This is a genomic window from Actinosynnema sp. CA-299493, assembly GCF_050946825.1.
Classification (GTDB): Bacteria; Actinomycetota; Actinomycetes; order Mycobacteriales; family Pseudonocardiaceae; genus Actinosynnema.
In genome coordinates this window covers 1,565,785-1,580,984 of record NZ_CP191993.1, presented here as the reverse complement: position 1 = coordinate 1,580,984, position 15,200 = coordinate 1,565,785, and the positions used below count along the sequence as shown (strand labels likewise).

Genomic DNA, 15,200 nt, shown 5'->3' with positions numbered 1-15,200 from the left:
CCGGGGGTGCCGCGATCAGGGCGCGTGAAGCCCCTGGCCGGCCACGATCGGGTGGACCAAGATCGCGGCTCGGGACCGTTGCGGCACTCGCGGGCGGGTTCTTCCTCCGAACCGGCCACGCTGTGGCCGACCGGGGCCGCGCGCACGACGCCGACTTGGCCCAACGGCGACGGTGCGAGCACGGCGACGAGCGCCAAGGCGATTGCGACGACAACGACACGCGCCATGACACCCCCCGATGAGCTGCGCCTGGACCAAGTGTCACAAAGCCGGGTGACGTTGTGGTGAATCCGGAACCGCCTTCGTGGACTCAGCTCGATATTCACTCGATTGTGCGTGACGCAGGTCATTCACCTGGGTGGTCAATCACTCTCAGTGATCGTAATGCCCTCTGCGGGATGAAGACGGGAAAGGCCTCGGACATCGCCGCTCAGCTGGAAGCCGACCTGGCGCGGTACCCCGACGAGCGGGCGCAGATCCTGATCGAGGCGGCCGAGGAGTGGCGCGAGGCGGGTGACCACGACCGCGCGGTCGCACTGCTGGACCAGGTGATCGCCGAGGGCGGCGAGGAGGCCGGCGAGGCCCGCGTGGCACTGGCCGACCTGCTGTTCGACCTCGACCGGGTCGAGGAGGCCCGGGCCCAGCTCGACACCCTGCGCCGCGAGCGTCCGCCGTCGGCATCGCCGTACCACCTGGCAGCCGAACTGCTGGAGGCACGCGGCGCGCTCGAAGAGGCGCTGACCTGGTTCACCATGGCCGCGTCCCGGCTGACCGAGGAGGAGCTGGCGCAGCGGGACGGCGAGTTCGGGTTCGTCTCCCACGCCAACAACCTCCTGGTCGGCCGACGACGTGTGCGCCAGGCCCTGGCGATGCCCCCGGACGAGCTGGACGAGTCGGTCGAGTCCCTGGAAGAGCACGCGGAGGAGTTCGCCCGCGCCCTGACGCCGCCGGCCGCGCCGAAGGAGGTGCGGGTGCTGTTCTGGCCGCGCGACGAGATCGCCCACGCGCACGCCACCTGGCCGCAGCTGGTCCAGCACGCCGATGTCGACCTCGTGATGGCCGAGCGCGAGGCCGCCAACCGCGAGCTGGCCGAGACGGTCCCCGCCCGGATCTCGATGGTGCCGCTGACCGTCGCCCGGATCTCGGAGTTCGCGGCCAGGACCGGCGGCGACCCCGCCGAGGAGCAGACCCGCAGGGCATGCCTGAACGAGATCGTCGAGGAAGGCGGCACGGTCGCCTGGCCCCCTGCCCGCAACGAGCGCTGCTGGTGCGGCTCGACCCTCAAGTACAAGAAGTGCTGTGGCCGCCCAGTCGGCTAGCCGAGTGCGGCGAGGGTGAACGACGCGGCGGCGGCGAGGCTGAGCAACGCCCGGACGTGGTTCACGGGCACCCACTCGCGGAGGTAGCGGGTCCAGTACTCGGTGGTGCCGAGCCGTTCCAGCTCGTTGTTGCGCGGGATGTGGAACGCGCCCGTGAGCACGATCCCGCCGAGGACGTAGAGGGCCGCGCCCGCCCACGCCCACGGGTCGCCCTCGAACGCCGCGACCACGCCGACGACCGCCGTGCCGAGGAAGGCACCGATGAACGCGGGGTTGACCACGGCGAGGTTGATCGCCCGCATGGCGGCGACGCCGACCGCCGGCTCGGCCCGTCGCAGGCCGGGCACGACCATCGCGGAGAACGCGAAGAAGACTCCAGCCATCATCCCGCAGCCGAGGGCCGCGATGATCGTCACCGTGGGGAACATGGGCCCAGTCAAGTCGACCGGTCCTCGGCTTTCCATCGCCGACCGCCTCGATCGCATGCGCGAGCGTCTTAGGCTGGCGGCCGTGGACGTTCTCGCCGGGCTGCTGGACGGGCCGCGCGCCCGTGGCGCGTTCCTCATGCGCACCGTCCTGGACCCGCCGTGGTCGCTGCGCGTCGAGGACCGCGCGCCGCTGACCGTGGTGGCGATGGTGCGCGGCGACGGGTGGCTGCTGCCGCACGACGCCGAGCCCGTGCCGCTGCGCGCCGGTGACGTGGCGGTGCTGCGCGGGCCCGACCCGTACGCGTTGGCCGACGACCCGGGCACGCCCGTGCAGGCGGTGGTCCACCCCGGCGAGATCACCACCACGCCGGACGGCGCCGCGTTGTGCGAGCAGTGGGGCTTGGGCGTGCGCACGTGGGGCGCGAACCCCGACGGGTCGGTGGTGGTGCTCAGCGGCACGTACCAGGTGGACGGCGAGGTGAGCAGGCGGCTGCTGTCGGCGCTGCCGCCGTTCCTCGTGGCGCCACGCGCGGACCTGCCGCTGGTGCCGCTGCTGGCCGACGAGATCACCCGGGACGAGCCGGGCCAGGAAGCGGTGCTGGACCGCCTCCTGGACCTGGTGCTGATCTCCGTGCTGCGGTCGTGGTTCTGCCGCCCGGAGGCGGAGGCGCCGACCTGGTACTCGGCGCACGCCGATCCCGTGGTGGGGCGCGCGCTGCGCCTGCTGCACGGCGACCCGGCGCGCCCGTGGACCGTCGGCACGCTGGCGGAGGCCGTCGGCGTGTCCCGGGCGGCGTTGGCGAAGCGGTTCACCGACCTGGTCGGCGAACCGCCGATGGCCTACCTGACCGACTGGCGCCTCACCCTGGCCGCCGACCTGCTGCGCGAACCGTCCGCCACCGTCGCCGCCGTCGCCCGCCAAGTCGGCTACAGCACCGCCTTCGCGCTGAGCACGGCGTTCAAGAGGGAACGCGGTCTGACCCCCTCCGAACACCGCGCCAACGCGTGAACCGCCGGCGTCAGGCGCCGATCAGGCGGGCGGCGAGGTAGCCCTCCAGCTGGTCCATCGACACGCGCTCCTGCGACATGGTGTCGCGTTCCCGCACCGTGACGGCGTGGTCGGTGAGGGTGTCGAAGTCGACCGTCACGCAGAACGGCGTGCCGATCTCGTCCTGCCTGCGGTAGCGGCGGCCGATGGCGCCCGCGTCGTCGAACTCGATGTTCCAGTGCTTGCGCAGGGCGTTGGCCAGGTCCTTGGCCTTCGGCGACAGGTCGGCGTTGCGCGACAGCGGCAGCACGGCGGCCTTCACCGGGGCCAGCCTGCGGTCCAGGCGCAGCACGACCCGCTTGTCCACGCCGCCCTTGGCGTTCGGCGCCTCGTCCTCGGTGTAGGCCTCCAGCAGGAACGCCATCATCGGCCGGCCCACACCCGCGGCGGGCTCGATCACGAACGGCCGGTAGCGGGAGTTGGTGGCCTGGTCGAAGTACGACAGGTCGACGCCCGAGTGCTCCGAGTGCGTGTTCAGGTCGAAGTCGGTGCGGTTGGCGACGCCTTCCAGCTCACCCCACTCCTGGCCGCCGAACTGGAACCGGTACTCGATGTCGACGGTGCGCTTCGAGTAGTGCGACAGCTTTTCCTTCGGGTGCTCGTAGTGCCGCAGGTTCTCCTTGGAGATACCCAGCTCGTTGTACCAACGCGTGCGCTCGTCGATCCAGTACTGGTGCCATTCCTCGTCCGTGCCCGGCTCGACGAAGAACTCCATCTCCATCTGCTCGAACTCGCGCGTGCGGAAGATGAAGTTGCCCGGCGTGATCTCGTTGCGGAAGCTCTTGCCGATCTGGCCGATGCCGAACGGCGGCTTGCGACGCGACGTGGTCTGCACGTTCAGGAAGTTCGTGAAGATGCCCTGCGCGGTCTCCGGGCGCAGGTAGTGCAGGCCCTCGTCGGTCTCGACCGGGCCGAGGTGGGTCTTGAGCAGGCCGTTGAACATCTTCGGCTCGGTGTACTGGCCGCGGTTGCCGCAGTTCGGGCACGGCACGTCGGAGACGTCGCCCTCCGCGACCTGCTTGCCGGTGCGCTCCGCGTACTCCTCGACCAGCGTGTCCTGCCGGAACCGCTTGTGGCACGAGTTGCACTCGATCAGCGGGTCGACGAACGCCTCGACGTGGCCGGACGCCGCCCACACCTCGCGCGGCAGGATCACCGACGAGTCGAGGCCGACCACGTCCTCGCGACCGCGCACCATGAAGTTCCACCACTGGCGCTTGATGTTGTCCTTCAGCTCGACGCCGAGCGGACCGTAGTCCCAGGCCGACCTGGTGCCGCCGTAGATCTCGCCACACGGGTAGACGAACCCGCGACGCTTGCACAGGCTGACGACGGTCTCGATGCGATCGGCTGCCACGGACACTCCATCGGGAGATGCAGAAAAGGACGGAAACGGGCTTGCCAGGGTAGTCCTTGCCGCCGGGTGGCCCGCCGGCGACCGGGCGACACCCGTGCGCGCGTTCCGGTGACGGCGGCGTCCCGGCGAGGTGGTGGTGACGTCCCGGTGAAGTGGCCGCGTGGGGCGGTGGGACCCGGGTGGGTCAGCGCGGAGTGGTCGGACCGGCGGCTTCGCCGAGGCGGACGGTGCCCGCGTCGTGCGCCAGCAGGCTCACCTCGCGGCGGACCGCGCCGTCGGCGGCCACCAGCAGCGGCTCGTAGGCGGCCGGCTCGTCGGTGCTCGCCTCCGACAGCAGCGGGATGACGTGCTCACGCACCTCGAACGGCGACAGCGCCCGCCGGTAGGCCACCACGGAGTCGAACTCGACCGTCAGCACGAAGCGGTCCGCCTCGTCCGTCGACCGCGACAGCTGGGCACGTCGGCAGCCGGGCTGGGCGGTGAGCAGGGCCAACGCCCGGTCGACGCGCCCGGTGAACGCCTCGACCCCGGTTTCCGCCACGGTGAAGCGGCACACGAGCAGCACGGTGCAAGGATGCCACGGTGGCTGGTAACTCGAAGCGGACCCTGATCCCCGGTGCCGGACCGCTCTCGCGGGTGCCCGCGCCGGCGGCGTTCCTGCTGGTCCTGGCGCTGTTCGTGGTGGGCGTGTCGGTGCGGGGCACGGTGGGCGCGCTGCTGCTGGGCCTGTTGGCGCTCGGGGTGGCGTCGCTGCTCGCCACCACCTGGCCCCTGCTCACCCCGAGCGCGCGCGTGTTGAGACTGCTCGTTCTCGGGGTGCTGGTGCTCATCACGGTGTCCGTGCTCTAGCGCCGTAGTATCGGTGGTGAAAATCCATACCACGTGGGAGGCGCCGTGACGGTCGGAGTGCGAGGCGAACACGTGCACTCCACGGAACGCCGGGTGCCACCACCCGCGCCGCGGCAACCGACCCGGACCCTGGCCGCGGCGGGCGAGTTGCTGCGGGCGCTCGCCGCGCCGGTGCGGATCGCGATCGTGCTGCAACTGCGCGAGGCGGACCGGTGCGTGCACGAGCTGGTCGAGGCGCTGGGCGTGGCCCAGCCGTTGATCAGCCAGCACCTGCGGGTGCTCAAGGCCGCGGGCGTGGTGCACGGCGAGCGGCACGGCCGGGAGGTCGTCTACCGGCTCGTCGACGAGCACCTCGCGCACATCGTGGTGGACGCGGTGACCCATGTGGACGAGGGGCCGCCGCGTGGTATCAACCAGACCGACCGGACCCCCCGGACGGAGGAGATGTGACCACTAGCGAGCGCCCGACCACCGCGGTGCCCGGGCTGCGCTCGACCAAGCAGCGCACCGCCGTGTCCAAGCTGCTCGACTCGCTGGGCGAGTTCCGCTCGGCCCAGGAGCTGCACGAGGAGCTGCGCAAGCGCGGCGAGGGCATCGGCCTGACCACGGTCTACCGCACGTTGCAGTCCCTGGCCGACGCGGGCGAGGTCGACGTGCTGCGCACCGACTCGGGCGAGGCGATCTACCGCCGCTGCTCCCAGCACCACCATCACCACCTGGTGTGCCGCAGCTGCGGTCGCACGGTGGAGGTGGAGGGCCCGGCGGTGGAGAAGTGGGCCGACCGGATCGCGGCGGAGAACGGGTTCGTCGAGGTCAGCCACACCGTGGAGATCTTCGGCACGTGCCGCGACTGCTGCGCCGACGGCCGACCCGCGGCGCAGCCCTCGTAGCCCGCGGCCTCAGCCCTCGTAGGTGTCCTCGGGCGTGGTGATCGGCACGATCCGCGACACCGTGAACGTGGGCACGAACGCGCTCTCCTTGGTCGCCGAGCCGGGCACCACCCGGCCGGTGGCCTCGACCCACTGGTCGGTCGGCAGCGCGGCGAAGTCCTGACCCACCATCTTCGCCTTGACCGGCGAGGCGTCCGCGGCGCAGCACGAGATCGTCAGCCGGGCGATGAACACGTCGGCCTCCTTGCGCACCACGAACCCGGTGAGCCGGACCGTGCGGTCGTCCAGCGAACCGGAGTCGTCCCACGCGGTGCGCGTGACGAACTCGCTGATGGTGAGCGGGACGACCTCGTCGGACGGCAGCGGCGCGAACCCGCTGGACGCGTTGGCCTCCTGGGCGGCGTTGCGGTCGGACCGGTTGACCGTGTCCGCGCCCAGCGCCGGCGGGCTGATCAGGAACACCGCGAACACCGGCAGCAGCAGCATCCACGGGCTGCGCGACGTGCCGTGCTCGTGCCCGGCGTGCTCGACCCCGCTGGGCTGCGCCTGACCCCCTCGGTCCTGGCCGGCGCGGATGTCGCGGGCGATCGACACCAGCGCCAGCACCACCATGACGCCGCCGGTCACGACCAGCCACGGCTGCAACGACTCCTTGACGTACCGCAGGTACGTGCCGGTCAGCGCGAGCTTGAGCAGCGCGCCGCCGAGCAGGACCAGCAGGATGTTCTGCGTCTCACGCCTCATGGTCGCCCACGCCTCCCCGATTCTCCCGCCTCACAGGAACACCGCTCCCGCCGCCAGGGCCGACGCGATCGCCACCACGAACGTGGCCGGTGCGAAGCGCGCCGCGAAGGACTTGCCGAACGCGCCCGCCTGCAGCGCGATGAGCTTGACGTCGACCGCCGGGCCGACCACCAGGAACACCAGCCGGGGCAGCAGCGGCAGGGCCGACATCGAGGCCGCGACGAACGCGTCCGCCTCGCTGCACAGCGCCAGCACCACGGCCAACAGCGACAGCACCACCACGGCCAGCACGACCTGCCCGCCCAACGTCTCCAGCCAGGCCTGCGGCACCAGGACGTTGAACGCCGCCGCGAACACGCCGCCGAGCACCAGGAACCCGCCCGCGTCGACCAGGTCGTGCCGCGCGGTCTCGGCGAACACCAGCCAGCGCGACGAGCCGTCGTGGTCGGGCAGGCGGCGCAACGCGCGTTCGGCGATCCACTCGGCCTTGCCGAACCGGGTCCACAGCCAGCCCATGACCACGGCGGTGAGCAGCGCGCCGACGAACCGCGCGGGTACCATCATCGGCGCGTTGGGGAACGCGACGGCCGTGGACACCAGCACGATCGGGTTCACGGCCGGCGCCGCGAGCAGGAACGTCAGCGCCACGGCGGGCGCCACGCCCTGCTGCATCAGGCGCCGGGAGACGGGCACCGCCGCGCACTCGCAGCCGGGCAGGGCCACCCCGGCGACACCGGCGACGGGCACGGCCAGCGCGGTCCTCCTGGGCAACGCCCGGCGCAGCACGGTCGCCGGGATGAACGCCGCGATCGCGCCGCTGATCAACACCCCGAGGACGAGGAACGGTAGCGCCTGCACGCACACCGCGACGAACACCGTGGACGCCGTGCGCAGCACCGGCACGTCGAGCACGCCTACCAGCCAGTCCTGCAACAACAGCGCCGCCACGAGCAGCGCGCAGAGCACTTCCAGCGAAGTGATCTTCCAGCGCGGCGGCGGCGGACGGCGCGGTCCCGCGCCCCGGATTTCGCCAGTGATTGTCACTGTCGAAATGATGCCAGACGTCCGCTCCCGTCCGAAGCCCCCACGACGGTCAGGTCGTGAAGCCGCCGCCCTTGAACGCCTCCTGCACGCCGTTCCTCGTCAGGAAGGCGGCCACGTTGACCACCGAGTTCGGGCGGAAGCACCCGATGTGGCTGGGGAAGGGGACGCACGTGCCCGGGTCGGCGAGCACCGACCAGTCGGCGGGCCGGCCGGCGCACGAGATCGTGGTGCTCCCGGTGCCGATGACCGTGCCCTGGAACTGGAGGACCGACACGGCGACGGTGGCCGTGCCGGTGGTGGTGGAGCAGGTCGCCGTCCCGTAGACCATCAGGCCGTGCCGAGGGGAGTCGACGATCGAGACGGAGGTGGTGGTGATGCCCGCCGCCGCGAACGCCGGACCCACCGGCGCCAACGACCACACGACCGCGAACAGCATCGTCGCCAACACGGCGAGGGGTCTGGCTCTCACGAGCACCTCCGGCACTGGTGGGTGGTCGAACTGCCAGGTCAGGTCGGGTGGACGTCGCCGTGGAACGCCTCCTGCGCGCCGCTCCTGGTCAGCGTGGCGAACACGCTGGCCAGCGAGCTGTGCTGGAAGCACCCGGAGCCGGTGCCCGGGTAGAAGCACGAGCCGGCGGTGCTCGCGAACACCGACCAGTAGGCCGGTTGGTCCACGCACGAGATGGTCGTGCTGCCCCACCCGGAGGCGTTCGCGCCGAAGAGGACCTGCAAGGCCGTCACGTCGACGGTGGCGGTGCCGGTGGTGGTGGAGCAGGTGGCGGTCCCGGAGATCCACAGACCGCTGTCCGGGTAGGCGCCGACCGAGACGCCGGACACGGTGATGCCCGCCGCCGCCACCGCCGTCCCGACCGGCACCAACGACCAGGCGACCGCGACCAGCACCGCGGCGACCGACACGGCGATCTTCTTGACGACCACGGGACACCTCCGGCGGGAACGGTCCGGCAACGGTAGCGAGGTGCGTCCCCCGGCACTGCCGTCCACAGGGTGACCCGACCGCCGCACACGGCCGAACCGTCCCGCCGAACCGCTCCCGCCGGGGCGGCTACTCCGCCGCTTCTTCCTCGTCGCGCAGCTCGGCGATCGTCGCCAGCACGTCCACCGCCTCGGTGACCGGCAGCAGGGGCTCCACCACGGCGGTCACGCCGCGGCTCGCGGCCAGCACCTCCTCGGCCAGCCGCACCGCGTCGTCGCGCTCGTAGGGCCCGCACACGAACGAGGCCCACTCCTCCCCCGCCGACGCCTCGAACGTGATGGCCCACGGCAGGCCCTCCACGTCCCCGTCGTCATCGGGCTCGTACACGATCACCCCGGCCATCAGGCACCGTCCCCGGTTCCGGCCAGCAGCTCGTTGCGCAGCTGCGAGGCAGTGGACACGACCAGCATCAACAGCGTGCTCAACGGCTCCGGCTTCAGCCCCTCGGCCGGGAACGCGTAGCGCAACGTGACATCCATCCCACGCTCGGTGTTCACCACGCCGAGCGTGCCGAACAGGCCCTGACCGGCGCGTTCCGCGGCGGACACGGCCAGGCTGGGGTCGTTGGGCAGGTCCCACGCCACCACGCAGGTCAGGCTGAGCACGGTCAGGCCGTCGGCCAGCCGCATCGCCTGCACCGCGCACGGCACCTCCGCGTGCTGGAAGCTCAGCGCGCCGTCGTCGTCGACGTGCACCTCGTGGAACATCTCCAACGCCTCACGGGCCGCGGTGAGCAGCTCCGCGGTCACCTTGGCGTCCTCGTCGGTCACTTAGGAATCCTCCACGTCGGGCTTGTCCACGGCGCCTCCGAAGCGCCGGTCGCGCATGGCGTACGCCTCGCAGGCGCGCCACAGGTCCAGCCGGTCGAAGTCCGGCCACAGGATGTCCTGGAACACCAGCTCCGCGTACGCCGACTGCCACAGCAGGAAGTTGGACGTGCGCTGCTCGCCGGAGGGCCGGATGAACAGGTCCACGTCCGGCATGTCGGGCTGGTACATGTGCTTGGCGAGGGTCCGCTCGTCGACCTTCTCCGGGTTGATCTCGCCCGCCGCGACCAGCCGGGCGATCTCCCGCGCCGCGTCGCCGACCTCGGCCCGCCCGCCGTAGTTGATGCACATCGCCAGGTTCAGCACGTCGTTGTCCTTCGTGCGCTCCTCGGCGACCTCGAGCTCCTTGATGACGCTGCGCCACAGCCTCGGCCGGCGACCCGCCCACCGCACCCGCACACCCAGCTCGTCCAGCTCGTCGGTGCGGTGGCGGATCACGTCACGGCTGAAGCCCATGAGGAAGCGGACCTCCTCCGGGCTGCGCCGCCAGTTCTCGGTGGAGAACGCGTACAGCGACAGCCACTTCACGCCCATCTCGATCGCGCCCTTGGCCGCCTCCACCACGACGGCCTCGCCGCGCTTGTGCCCCTCGATGCGGGACAGGCCCCGCTGGTTGGCCCAGCGGCCGTTGCCGTCCATCACGATCGCGATGTGCCTGGGCACGAGGTCGGCGGGCAGCACCGGGGGCGTGGCGCCGGTGGGGTGCGGTTCCGGGGGTCGGGTGACGCGCTGGACGCGCTCAACCCGCCGTCGGCGGAGCATGGCTGTCCTCTCGGATGGTGTGCCGCGGAGGAGTTCTCCGCGCGGCAGGCGACTCTAACCGTCGGCCGGCTGCGCCTTTCGCTCGACCAACGGCAGCGAGCGCAACTGCCGCTCCAGGTGCCACTGGAGGTGCGCGGCGACCAGGCCGCTCGCGTCGCGGCGCGCACCGGTGGGGATGCCCTGCACCTCGTCCCAGCGGCCGTGCAGCAGCGCGGCGAGCAGGCGCAACGTGTCGGTGGACGGCGTGGCGCTGCCCGGCGGGCGGCACCGCGCGCACACCATGCCGCCCGCGTGCACGTTGAACGCCTTGTGCGGGCCGGGGTCGGCGCAGCGGGCGCACTCGTCGACCGCCGGCGCCCAGCCCGCGAACGCCATCGCGCGCATCAGGTAGGCGTCGAGGATGAGCGAGGCGTCCCGCTCCTTCGCCGCCAGCGCCCGCAACGCGCCCACGACCAGCAGGTACAGCCGCAGGCCGGGCTCGCCCTCCTCGGACGTGAGCCGGTCCGCGGTCTCCAGCACCGCGCACGCCGCCGTGTAGCGCTGGTAGTCGTCCACCAGCACCACGCCGAACGCGTCCAGCGTCTCCACCTGCGTGATCACGTCCAGCGTCCGGCCGGGGTAGAACTGCACGTCCACGTGCCCGAACGGCTCCAGCCGCGCGCCGAACCGCGACGACGTGCGGCGCACGCCCTTGGCCACCGCGCGCACCTTGCCGTGCTTCTGCGTGAGCAGCGTGATGATCCGGTCGGCCTCGCCGAGCTTCTGCACCCGCAGGACCACACCGGTGTCGCGGTAGAGGTTCGCCACTGTCGCCAGTCCCTAGAAACCCAGTCTGCGCAGCTGCTTCGGGTCGCGCTGCCAGTCCTTGGCGATCTTGATGTGCAGGTCGAGGTACACGCGGGTGCCGAGCAGCTTCTCGATCTGCCTGCGGGAGGTGATCCCGACCTGTTTCAGGCGCTCGCCCCGGTGGCCCAGGATGATCGCCTTCTGGCTCGGCCGCTCCACGTACACGTTGGCGTGGATGTCCACCAGGTCGTCACGCCCCTCGCGGGGCAGCATCTCCTCGACCAGGACCGCGATCGAGTGCGGCAGCTCGTCCCGCACGCCCTCCAGCGCGGCCTCCCGGATCAGCTCGGCCACCAGGGTCAGCTCCGGCTCGTCGGTCAGCTCGCCGTCCGGGTACAGCGCCGGCCCCTCGGGGAGCTTGCCCAGCACCAGGTCGGCCAGGGCGTCGACCTGGTAGCCGTTCACCGCGGACACCGGGATCAGGTCGGCGAAGTCCATCACCTTCTGCAGCGCGAGCAGCTGCTCGGCCACCTGCTGCTGGCCGACCAGGTCGGTCTTGGTGACGATGCCGATGACCGGGGTGCGCTTGGCGATCTTCGCCAGCTCGGCGGCGATGAACTTGTCGCCGGGGCCGACCTTCTGGTCGGCGGGCACGCAGAACCCGACCACGTCCACCTCGGTCCACGTCTCCCGCACCAGGTCGTTGAGTCGCTGACCGAGGAGCGTGCGCGGGCGGTGCAGGCCGGGGGTGTCCACGAGGACCAGCTGGCCGTCCTCGCGGTGCACGATGCCCCGGATGGTGTGCCGGGTGGTCTGCGGCTTGCTCGACGTGATCGCGACCTTGGTCCCGACCAGCGCGTTGGTCAACGTCGACTTGCCTGCGTTGGGGCGGCCGACGAAGCACGCGAACCCGGAGCGGTAACCATCCATCCGCCCATTGTCCCCGTACCCGCCGGCCGCGCCGCGTCAGCCCTGGCCAGTCTCGGCACGGCGGGCCCTGCGCGACCACGAAGCCGCTCGCCCGGACCGGGAACCGCCACCGCGAAGCGCTTCTCCCACCCCCGTGTGACTGCCCCGGTGACCACGTGGAGGCACCCGTGAAGCGACTGCTCCTGCTCTTGCCCGTGTTGGTGGCGTCGACGCTCGTCGGCGGTGCCGGCGTGGCGTCGGCGGCTACGGCCACGGTCGGCAACACCGACGGCGACGGCCTCACCATCCGGTCCGCGCCGACCTCGGCCGCCTCCTCGCTCGGCCTCGTGTGGGACGGGCAGCGGGTCGACATCTCGTGCCAGGCGCGCGGCCAGTCGGTGACCAACACGCGTGGGTTCACCAGCGACCTGTGGGACTACGTGCCCGCGCTGCGCGGCTACCTCGCCGACGCCTACCTGGCCACCGGCCACGACTACCGGATCCCGGGCGTGCCGGACTGCGGCGCCCAGACCGGGCGGCTGGTGCCGGTGTCGCAGTTCCACGGGCAGCTCAACCAGGGCGAGGACTGCGGTCCGGCCTCCGTGGTGTCCGCGCTGCTCGCGGCCGGCGTGACACCGAGGTCGTGGAACGCGAGCCGCCCGGTCGACGCGATCAACCGGGCGCGGTCCGACATGGGCTACGACCCGACGTGGAACGACCCGGGCAAGTTCGGCACGAACGAGTCCGACGTCCAGCGGGCGCTGGCGCGCAACGGCGTGAGCGCCACCGTGGTCTTCAACGACCTGAACCGGGTGCTCACCCACGTCCGCGGCGGCCGACCGGCGATCGTGGCGGGCAACATGGTCAGCCTGCCGTGGTCGGGCCGGAACGTGCCGCACTTCCTCACCGTCGCCGGGTACGACGGGGACTACCTGGTGCTCGACCCCGCCTCGCAGGCGATCGTCTACCGGGCGTCCGCCTCGACCCTCTCGGCCTACTTCAACCACGACCTCGGCCGCGCCGGCGTGCTGCTCTGAGCAGCGCCTACACGGTCTCCCGCACGGCGCCGGACGCGTCGGCGCGCAGCACCGGCGCGCCGGCGGTCAGGTCGCGCACGGCGGCCAGGGAGTCCTCGTCCACCTCGGAAGCGCCGGTGACGACGGCTGCCGCCTCCAAGCCCTCGGCGCCGCTCGACACGGCCGCCGCGACGGCCGCCTGGAGGGCGGTGAGCTTCAACGACGGCAACGCGACCGTGGTCGCCGCGTAGGTCCGACCGTCGGTGTCACGCACCGCCGCGCCCTCGGCCGCACCCGTGCGGGCCCGCGCCGAGCGCGCCAGCGTGACGATCTTCTGGTCCTCGGGGTCGAGGTCACTCACCGGTGGTCCCCTCGCTGTCGTCGCCGTTGTTCGCCGGGCGCACCAGCACCGTCGTGATGCGCATCCGCCCGCGTTCGTCCTTGCCGCCCTCGGCCCGCATCCGCAGGCCCGCGATCTCCGCCTCCGTGCCCGGCAGCGGCACGCGGCCCAAGCGCTGCGCCAGCAGGCCGCCGACCGTCTCCACCTCGTGGTCGTCCAGCTCCGTGCCGAACAACGCGTCCAGGTCGTCCACCGGCAACCGCGCGCTGACCCGCACCGAACCGTCGGTCAGGTGCTCCACCGGCGGCCGGTCGTCGGTGTCGGACTCGTCGGTGATCTCGCCGACGATCTCCTCCAGGATGTCCTCGATGGTGAGCAGGCCGGCCGTGCCGCCGTACTCGTCCACCACGACCGCCAGGTGGTTGCGCGACAGCTGCATCTCCCGCAGCAGGTCCGCGATCGGCTTCGAGTCCGGGATGAACGACGCCGGCTTCATCACGTCCGCCACCGACGTGCCGTTCGGCTCCTCGGACAACGTCAGCCGCACCAGGTCCTTCAGGTTCACCACGCCGACGATGTCGTCCACGCTCTCCCCGATCACCGGCACCCGCGTGTACCCGGTGCGCAGCGACAGGGCCAGCGCCTGGCGGATCGACTTGGCCTGCTCGATCCACACGATCTCGGTGCGCGGCACCATCACCTCGCGCGCGATCGTGTCGCCGAGCTCGAAGACCGAGTGGATCATCTCCCGCTCGCCCTCGTCCACCACGCCGCGTTCCTGCGCCATGTCCACCAGCTCGCGCAGCTCGACCTCGGAGGAGAACGGCCCCTCGCGGAAGCCCTTGCCCGGCGTGATCGCGTTGCCGACCAGGATCAGCAGCTTGCTCAACGGGCCGAGCACGCGACCGAGCACCCGGATCGGACCCGCCGCGAGCAGGCTCACCGCGTACGGGTGCTGCCTGCCGATCGTCCGCGGACCCACGCCGACCAGCACGTACGACACCACGAGCATGCTCAGCCCGGCGACCAGCATGGCCACCCAGTCCGTGGCGATGAGACCGAGGCACACCACGGTCACCAGCACCGTCGCCGCCAGCTCGCAGCCCAGGCGCAGCAACAGCAGCAGGTTCACGTGCCGCGGCCGGTCGGCCAGCAGCTGGATCAAGTGCCCCGTGCCCGCCCGACCCTGCCGCTGCAACGCCTCGACACGTGCCCGCGACACCGTGCCCAGCGCCGCGTCCACGCCCGCGAACGCGCCCGCCGACAACACCAACACCACGGCCAGCACCAGGAGGCCGGCGGAACTGCCTATCACCTCGGCCGCCTCAGGCTGTCGGCTCGGGCCGGTCCGCGTCTTCCAGGCCGACCGCCCCGAGGAGCTTCGAGTCGGCCTCGCGCTGCGCCGACTTGCGCTCCGCCTCGGCCGCCGCCGTGCGGAAGTCGCCCAGGATGCGGTTCTGCAACGTGAACATCTCCCGCTCCTCGGCCGGCTCCGCGTGGTCGTAGCCGAGCAGGTGCAGCACGCCGTGCACGGTCAGCAGGTGCAGCTCGTCCAGCAGGCTGTGGCCCGCCTTCTTGGCCTGGTCCTTGGCGAAGTCCGGGCACAGCACGATGTCGCCGAGCAGCGCCGGGCCGAGGCCCGCCGCGTCCGGTCGGCGCGCCGAGTCCAGCTCGTCCATCGGGAACGCCATGACGTCCGTCGGGCCGGGCAGGTCCATCCAGCGCTGGTGCAGGTCCGCCATCACGTCCAGCTCGACCAGCAGGACGGACAGCTCGGCCAACGGGCTGACGCCCATCCGGTCCAGGGCGAACCGGGCGGCGGCGACGATGGACGGCTCGTCCACGTTCACGCCCGACTCGTTCGCGATCTCGATGCTCACGGCG

General features: G+C 71.8%; 21 protein-coding genes. 6 read left to right on the top strand and 15 right to left on the bottom strand.

Translation table 11 applies throughout. The features are described 5' to 3' along the window. Positions 1 to 398: 398 nt before the first annotated feature. Complete coding sequence (locus tag ACQPYE_RS07600) at positions 399 to 1,319, top strand: tetratricopeptide repeat protein (RefSeq protein WP_498720221.1); 921 nt, start codon at positions 399 to 401, stop codon at positions 1,317 to 1,319. On the opposite strand, the gene ACQPYE_RS07595 is transcribed toward ACQPYE_RS07600, so the two are convergent. Further along, positions 1,316 to 1,735 (bottom strand): anthrone oxygenase family protein, encoded by a 420-nt coding sequence (locus ACQPYE_RS07595; RefSeq protein WP_498720220.1) that lies wholly within the window; start codon positions 1,733 to 1,735, stop codon positions 1,316 to 1,318. The genes ACQPYE_RS07600 and ACQPYE_RS07595 overlap by 4 nt on opposite strands. 94 nt (positions 1,736 to 1,829) lie before the next feature. Here ACQPYE_RS07595 and ACQPYE_RS07590 point away from each other — a divergent pair, with 94 nt between their 5' ends. Further along, positions 1,830 to 2,756: an AraC family transcriptional regulator gene (locus tag ACQPYE_RS07590; protein ID WP_498720219.1), complete on the top strand. Its 927-nt coding sequence runs from the start codon at positions 1,830 to 1,832 to the stop codon at positions 2,754 to 2,756. A 10-nt stretch (positions 2,757 to 2,766) separates the two neighbouring features. Here ACQPYE_RS07590 and ACQPYE_RS07585 read toward each other — a convergent pair whose 3' ends face one another. Together ACQPYE_RS07585 and ACQPYE_RS07580 are read right to left on the bottom strand one after the other, a co-directional pair. Further along, positions 2,767 to 4,152 carry a glycine--tRNA ligase gene (locus tag ACQPYE_RS07585; protein ID WP_498720218.1) on the bottom strand — a complete coding sequence of 462 codons (1,386 nt, stop codon included), beginning with the start codon at positions 4,150 to 4,152 and terminating at the stop codon, positions 2,767 to 2,769. A gap of 184 nt (positions 4,153 to 4,336) precedes the next feature. Next, on the bottom strand, positions 4,337 to 4,717 hold the full coding sequence (locus tag ACQPYE_RS07580) for an antibiotic biosynthesis monooxygenase family protein (RefSeq protein WP_498720217.1): 381 nt from the start codon (positions 4,715 to 4,717) through the stop codon (positions 4,337 to 4,339). 17 nt (positions 4,718 to 4,734) lie between these two features. Here ACQPYE_RS07580 and ACQPYE_RS07575 point away from each other — a divergent pair, with 17 nt between their 5' ends. Genes ACQPYE_RS07575 through ACQPYE_RS07565 form a run of 3 tightly spaced genes read left to right on the top strand, consistent with a single transcriptional unit; the run spans position 4,735 to position 5,891 of the window. Continuing rightward, on the top strand, positions 4,735 to 5,001 hold the full coding sequence (locus tag ACQPYE_RS07575; protein WP_498720216.1) for a DUF6703 family protein: 267 nt from the start codon (positions 4,735 to 4,737) through the stop codon (positions 4,999 to 5,001). Positions 5,002 to 5,046: 45 nt separating this feature from the next. Then, a complete protein-coding gene (locus ACQPYE_RS07570; protein ID WP_498720215.1) occupies positions 5,047 to 5,451 on the top strand; it encodes an ArsR/SmtB family transcription factor in 405 nt (134 codons plus the stop codon). After that, entirely contained in the window at positions 5,448 to 5,891 is a 444-nt protein-coding gene (locus tag ACQPYE_RS07565; RefSeq protein ID WP_498720213.1) for a Fur family transcriptional regulator, read from the top strand. The genes ACQPYE_RS07570 and ACQPYE_RS07565 overlap by 4 nt, the downstream gene beginning before the upstream one ends. 9 nt (positions 5,892 to 5,900) lie before the next feature. On the opposite strand, the gene ACQPYE_RS07560 is transcribed toward ACQPYE_RS07565, so the two are convergent. The 9 genes from ACQPYE_RS07560 to era all read right to left on the bottom strand — a co-directional run bounded on the left by ACQPYE_RS07560 (position 5,901) and on the right by era (position 11,981). Then, the gene (locus ACQPYE_RS07560; protein WP_498720212.1) at positions 5,901 to 6,635 is read right to left on the bottom strand and encodes a TIGR03943 family putative permease subunit; all 735 of its coding nucleotides are present in this window, start codon (positions 6,633 to 6,635) and stop codon (positions 5,901 to 5,903) included. 30 nt (positions 6,636 to 6,665) lie between these two features. Next, the gene (locus ACQPYE_RS07555) at positions 6,666 to 7,679 is read right to left on the bottom strand and encodes a permease (protein WP_498720211.1); all 1,014 of its coding nucleotides are present in this window, start codon (positions 7,677 to 7,679) and stop codon (positions 6,666 to 6,668) included. 49 nt (positions 7,680 to 7,728) lie between these two features. After that, complete coding sequence (locus ACQPYE_RS07550; RefSeq protein WP_498720210.1) at positions 7,729 to 8,148, bottom strand: hypothetical protein; 420 nt, start codon at positions 8,146 to 8,148, stop codon at positions 7,729 to 7,731. A 38-nt stretch (positions 8,149 to 8,186) separates the two neighbouring features. Continuing rightward, positions 8,187 to 8,618 (bottom strand): hypothetical protein, encoded by a 432-nt coding sequence (locus tag ACQPYE_RS07545; protein ID WP_498720208.1) that lies wholly within the window; start codon positions 8,616 to 8,618, stop codon positions 8,187 to 8,189. Between the two features lie 127 nt (positions 8,619 to 8,745). Continuing rightward, positions 8,746 to 9,018: a hypothetical protein gene (locus ACQPYE_RS07540; RefSeq protein WP_498720207.1), complete on the bottom strand. Its 273-nt coding sequence runs from the start codon at positions 9,016 to 9,018 to the stop codon at positions 8,746 to 8,748. Continuing rightward, complete coding sequence (locus ACQPYE_RS07535) at positions 9,018 to 9,446, bottom strand: YbjN domain-containing protein (protein ID WP_230566865.1); 429 nt, start codon at positions 9,444 to 9,446, stop codon at positions 9,018 to 9,020. The genes ACQPYE_RS07540 and ACQPYE_RS07535 overlap by 1 nt, the downstream gene beginning before the upstream one ends. Further along, complete coding sequence (locus ACQPYE_RS07530; RefSeq protein WP_498720206.1) at positions 9,447 to 10,265, bottom strand: isoprenyl transferase; 819 nt, start codon at positions 10,263 to 10,265, stop codon at positions 9,447 to 9,449. Positions 10,266 to 10,319: 54 nt separating this feature from the next. Continuing rightward, complete coding sequence (gene recO / locus ACQPYE_RS07525; RefSeq protein WP_498720205.1) at positions 10,320 to 11,072, bottom strand: DNA repair protein RecO; 753 nt, start codon at positions 11,070 to 11,072, stop codon at positions 10,320 to 10,322. Positions 11,073 to 11,084: 12 nt separating this feature from the next. After that, positions 11,085 to 11,981, bottom strand: a complete 897-nt coding sequence (gene era / locus ACQPYE_RS07520) for a GTPase Era (protein WP_498720204.1) — start codon at positions 11,979 to 11,981, stop codon at positions 11,085 to 11,087. A 167-nt stretch (positions 11,982 to 12,148) separates the two neighbouring features. Between era and ACQPYE_RS07515 the strand changes: the two genes are divergently transcribed. Continuing rightward, on the top strand, positions 12,149 to 12,997 hold the full coding sequence (locus ACQPYE_RS07515) for a C39 family peptidase (protein ID WP_498720203.1): 849 nt from the start codon (positions 12,149 to 12,151) through the stop codon (positions 12,995 to 12,997). A 7-nt stretch (positions 12,998 to 13,004) separates the two neighbouring features. On the opposite strand, the gene ACQPYE_RS07510 is transcribed toward ACQPYE_RS07515, so the two are convergent. Genes ACQPYE_RS07510 through ybeY form a run of 3 tightly spaced genes read right to left on the bottom strand, consistent with a single transcriptional unit; the run spans position 13,005 to position 15,196 of the window. Then, the gene (locus ACQPYE_RS07510; RefSeq protein ID WP_498720202.1) at positions 13,005 to 13,337 is read right to left on the bottom strand and encodes a cytidine deaminase-like protein; all 333 of its coding nucleotides are present in this window, start codon (positions 13,335 to 13,337) and stop codon (positions 13,005 to 13,007) included. Beyond that, a complete protein-coding gene (locus ACQPYE_RS07505; protein WP_498722857.1) occupies positions 13,330 to 14,628 on the bottom strand; it encodes a hemolysin family protein in 1,299 nt (432 codons plus the stop codon). The genes ACQPYE_RS07510 and ACQPYE_RS07505 overlap by 8 nt, the downstream gene beginning before the upstream one ends. Positions 14,629 to 14,641: 13 nt before the next feature. After that, the gene (ybeY, locus tag ACQPYE_RS07500; RefSeq protein ID WP_123743568.1) at positions 14,642 to 15,196 is read right to left on the bottom strand and encodes an rRNA maturation RNase YbeY; all 555 of its coding nucleotides are present in this window, start codon (positions 15,194 to 15,196) and stop codon (positions 14,642 to 14,644) included. Positions 15,197 to 15,200: the final 4 nt, after the last annotated feature.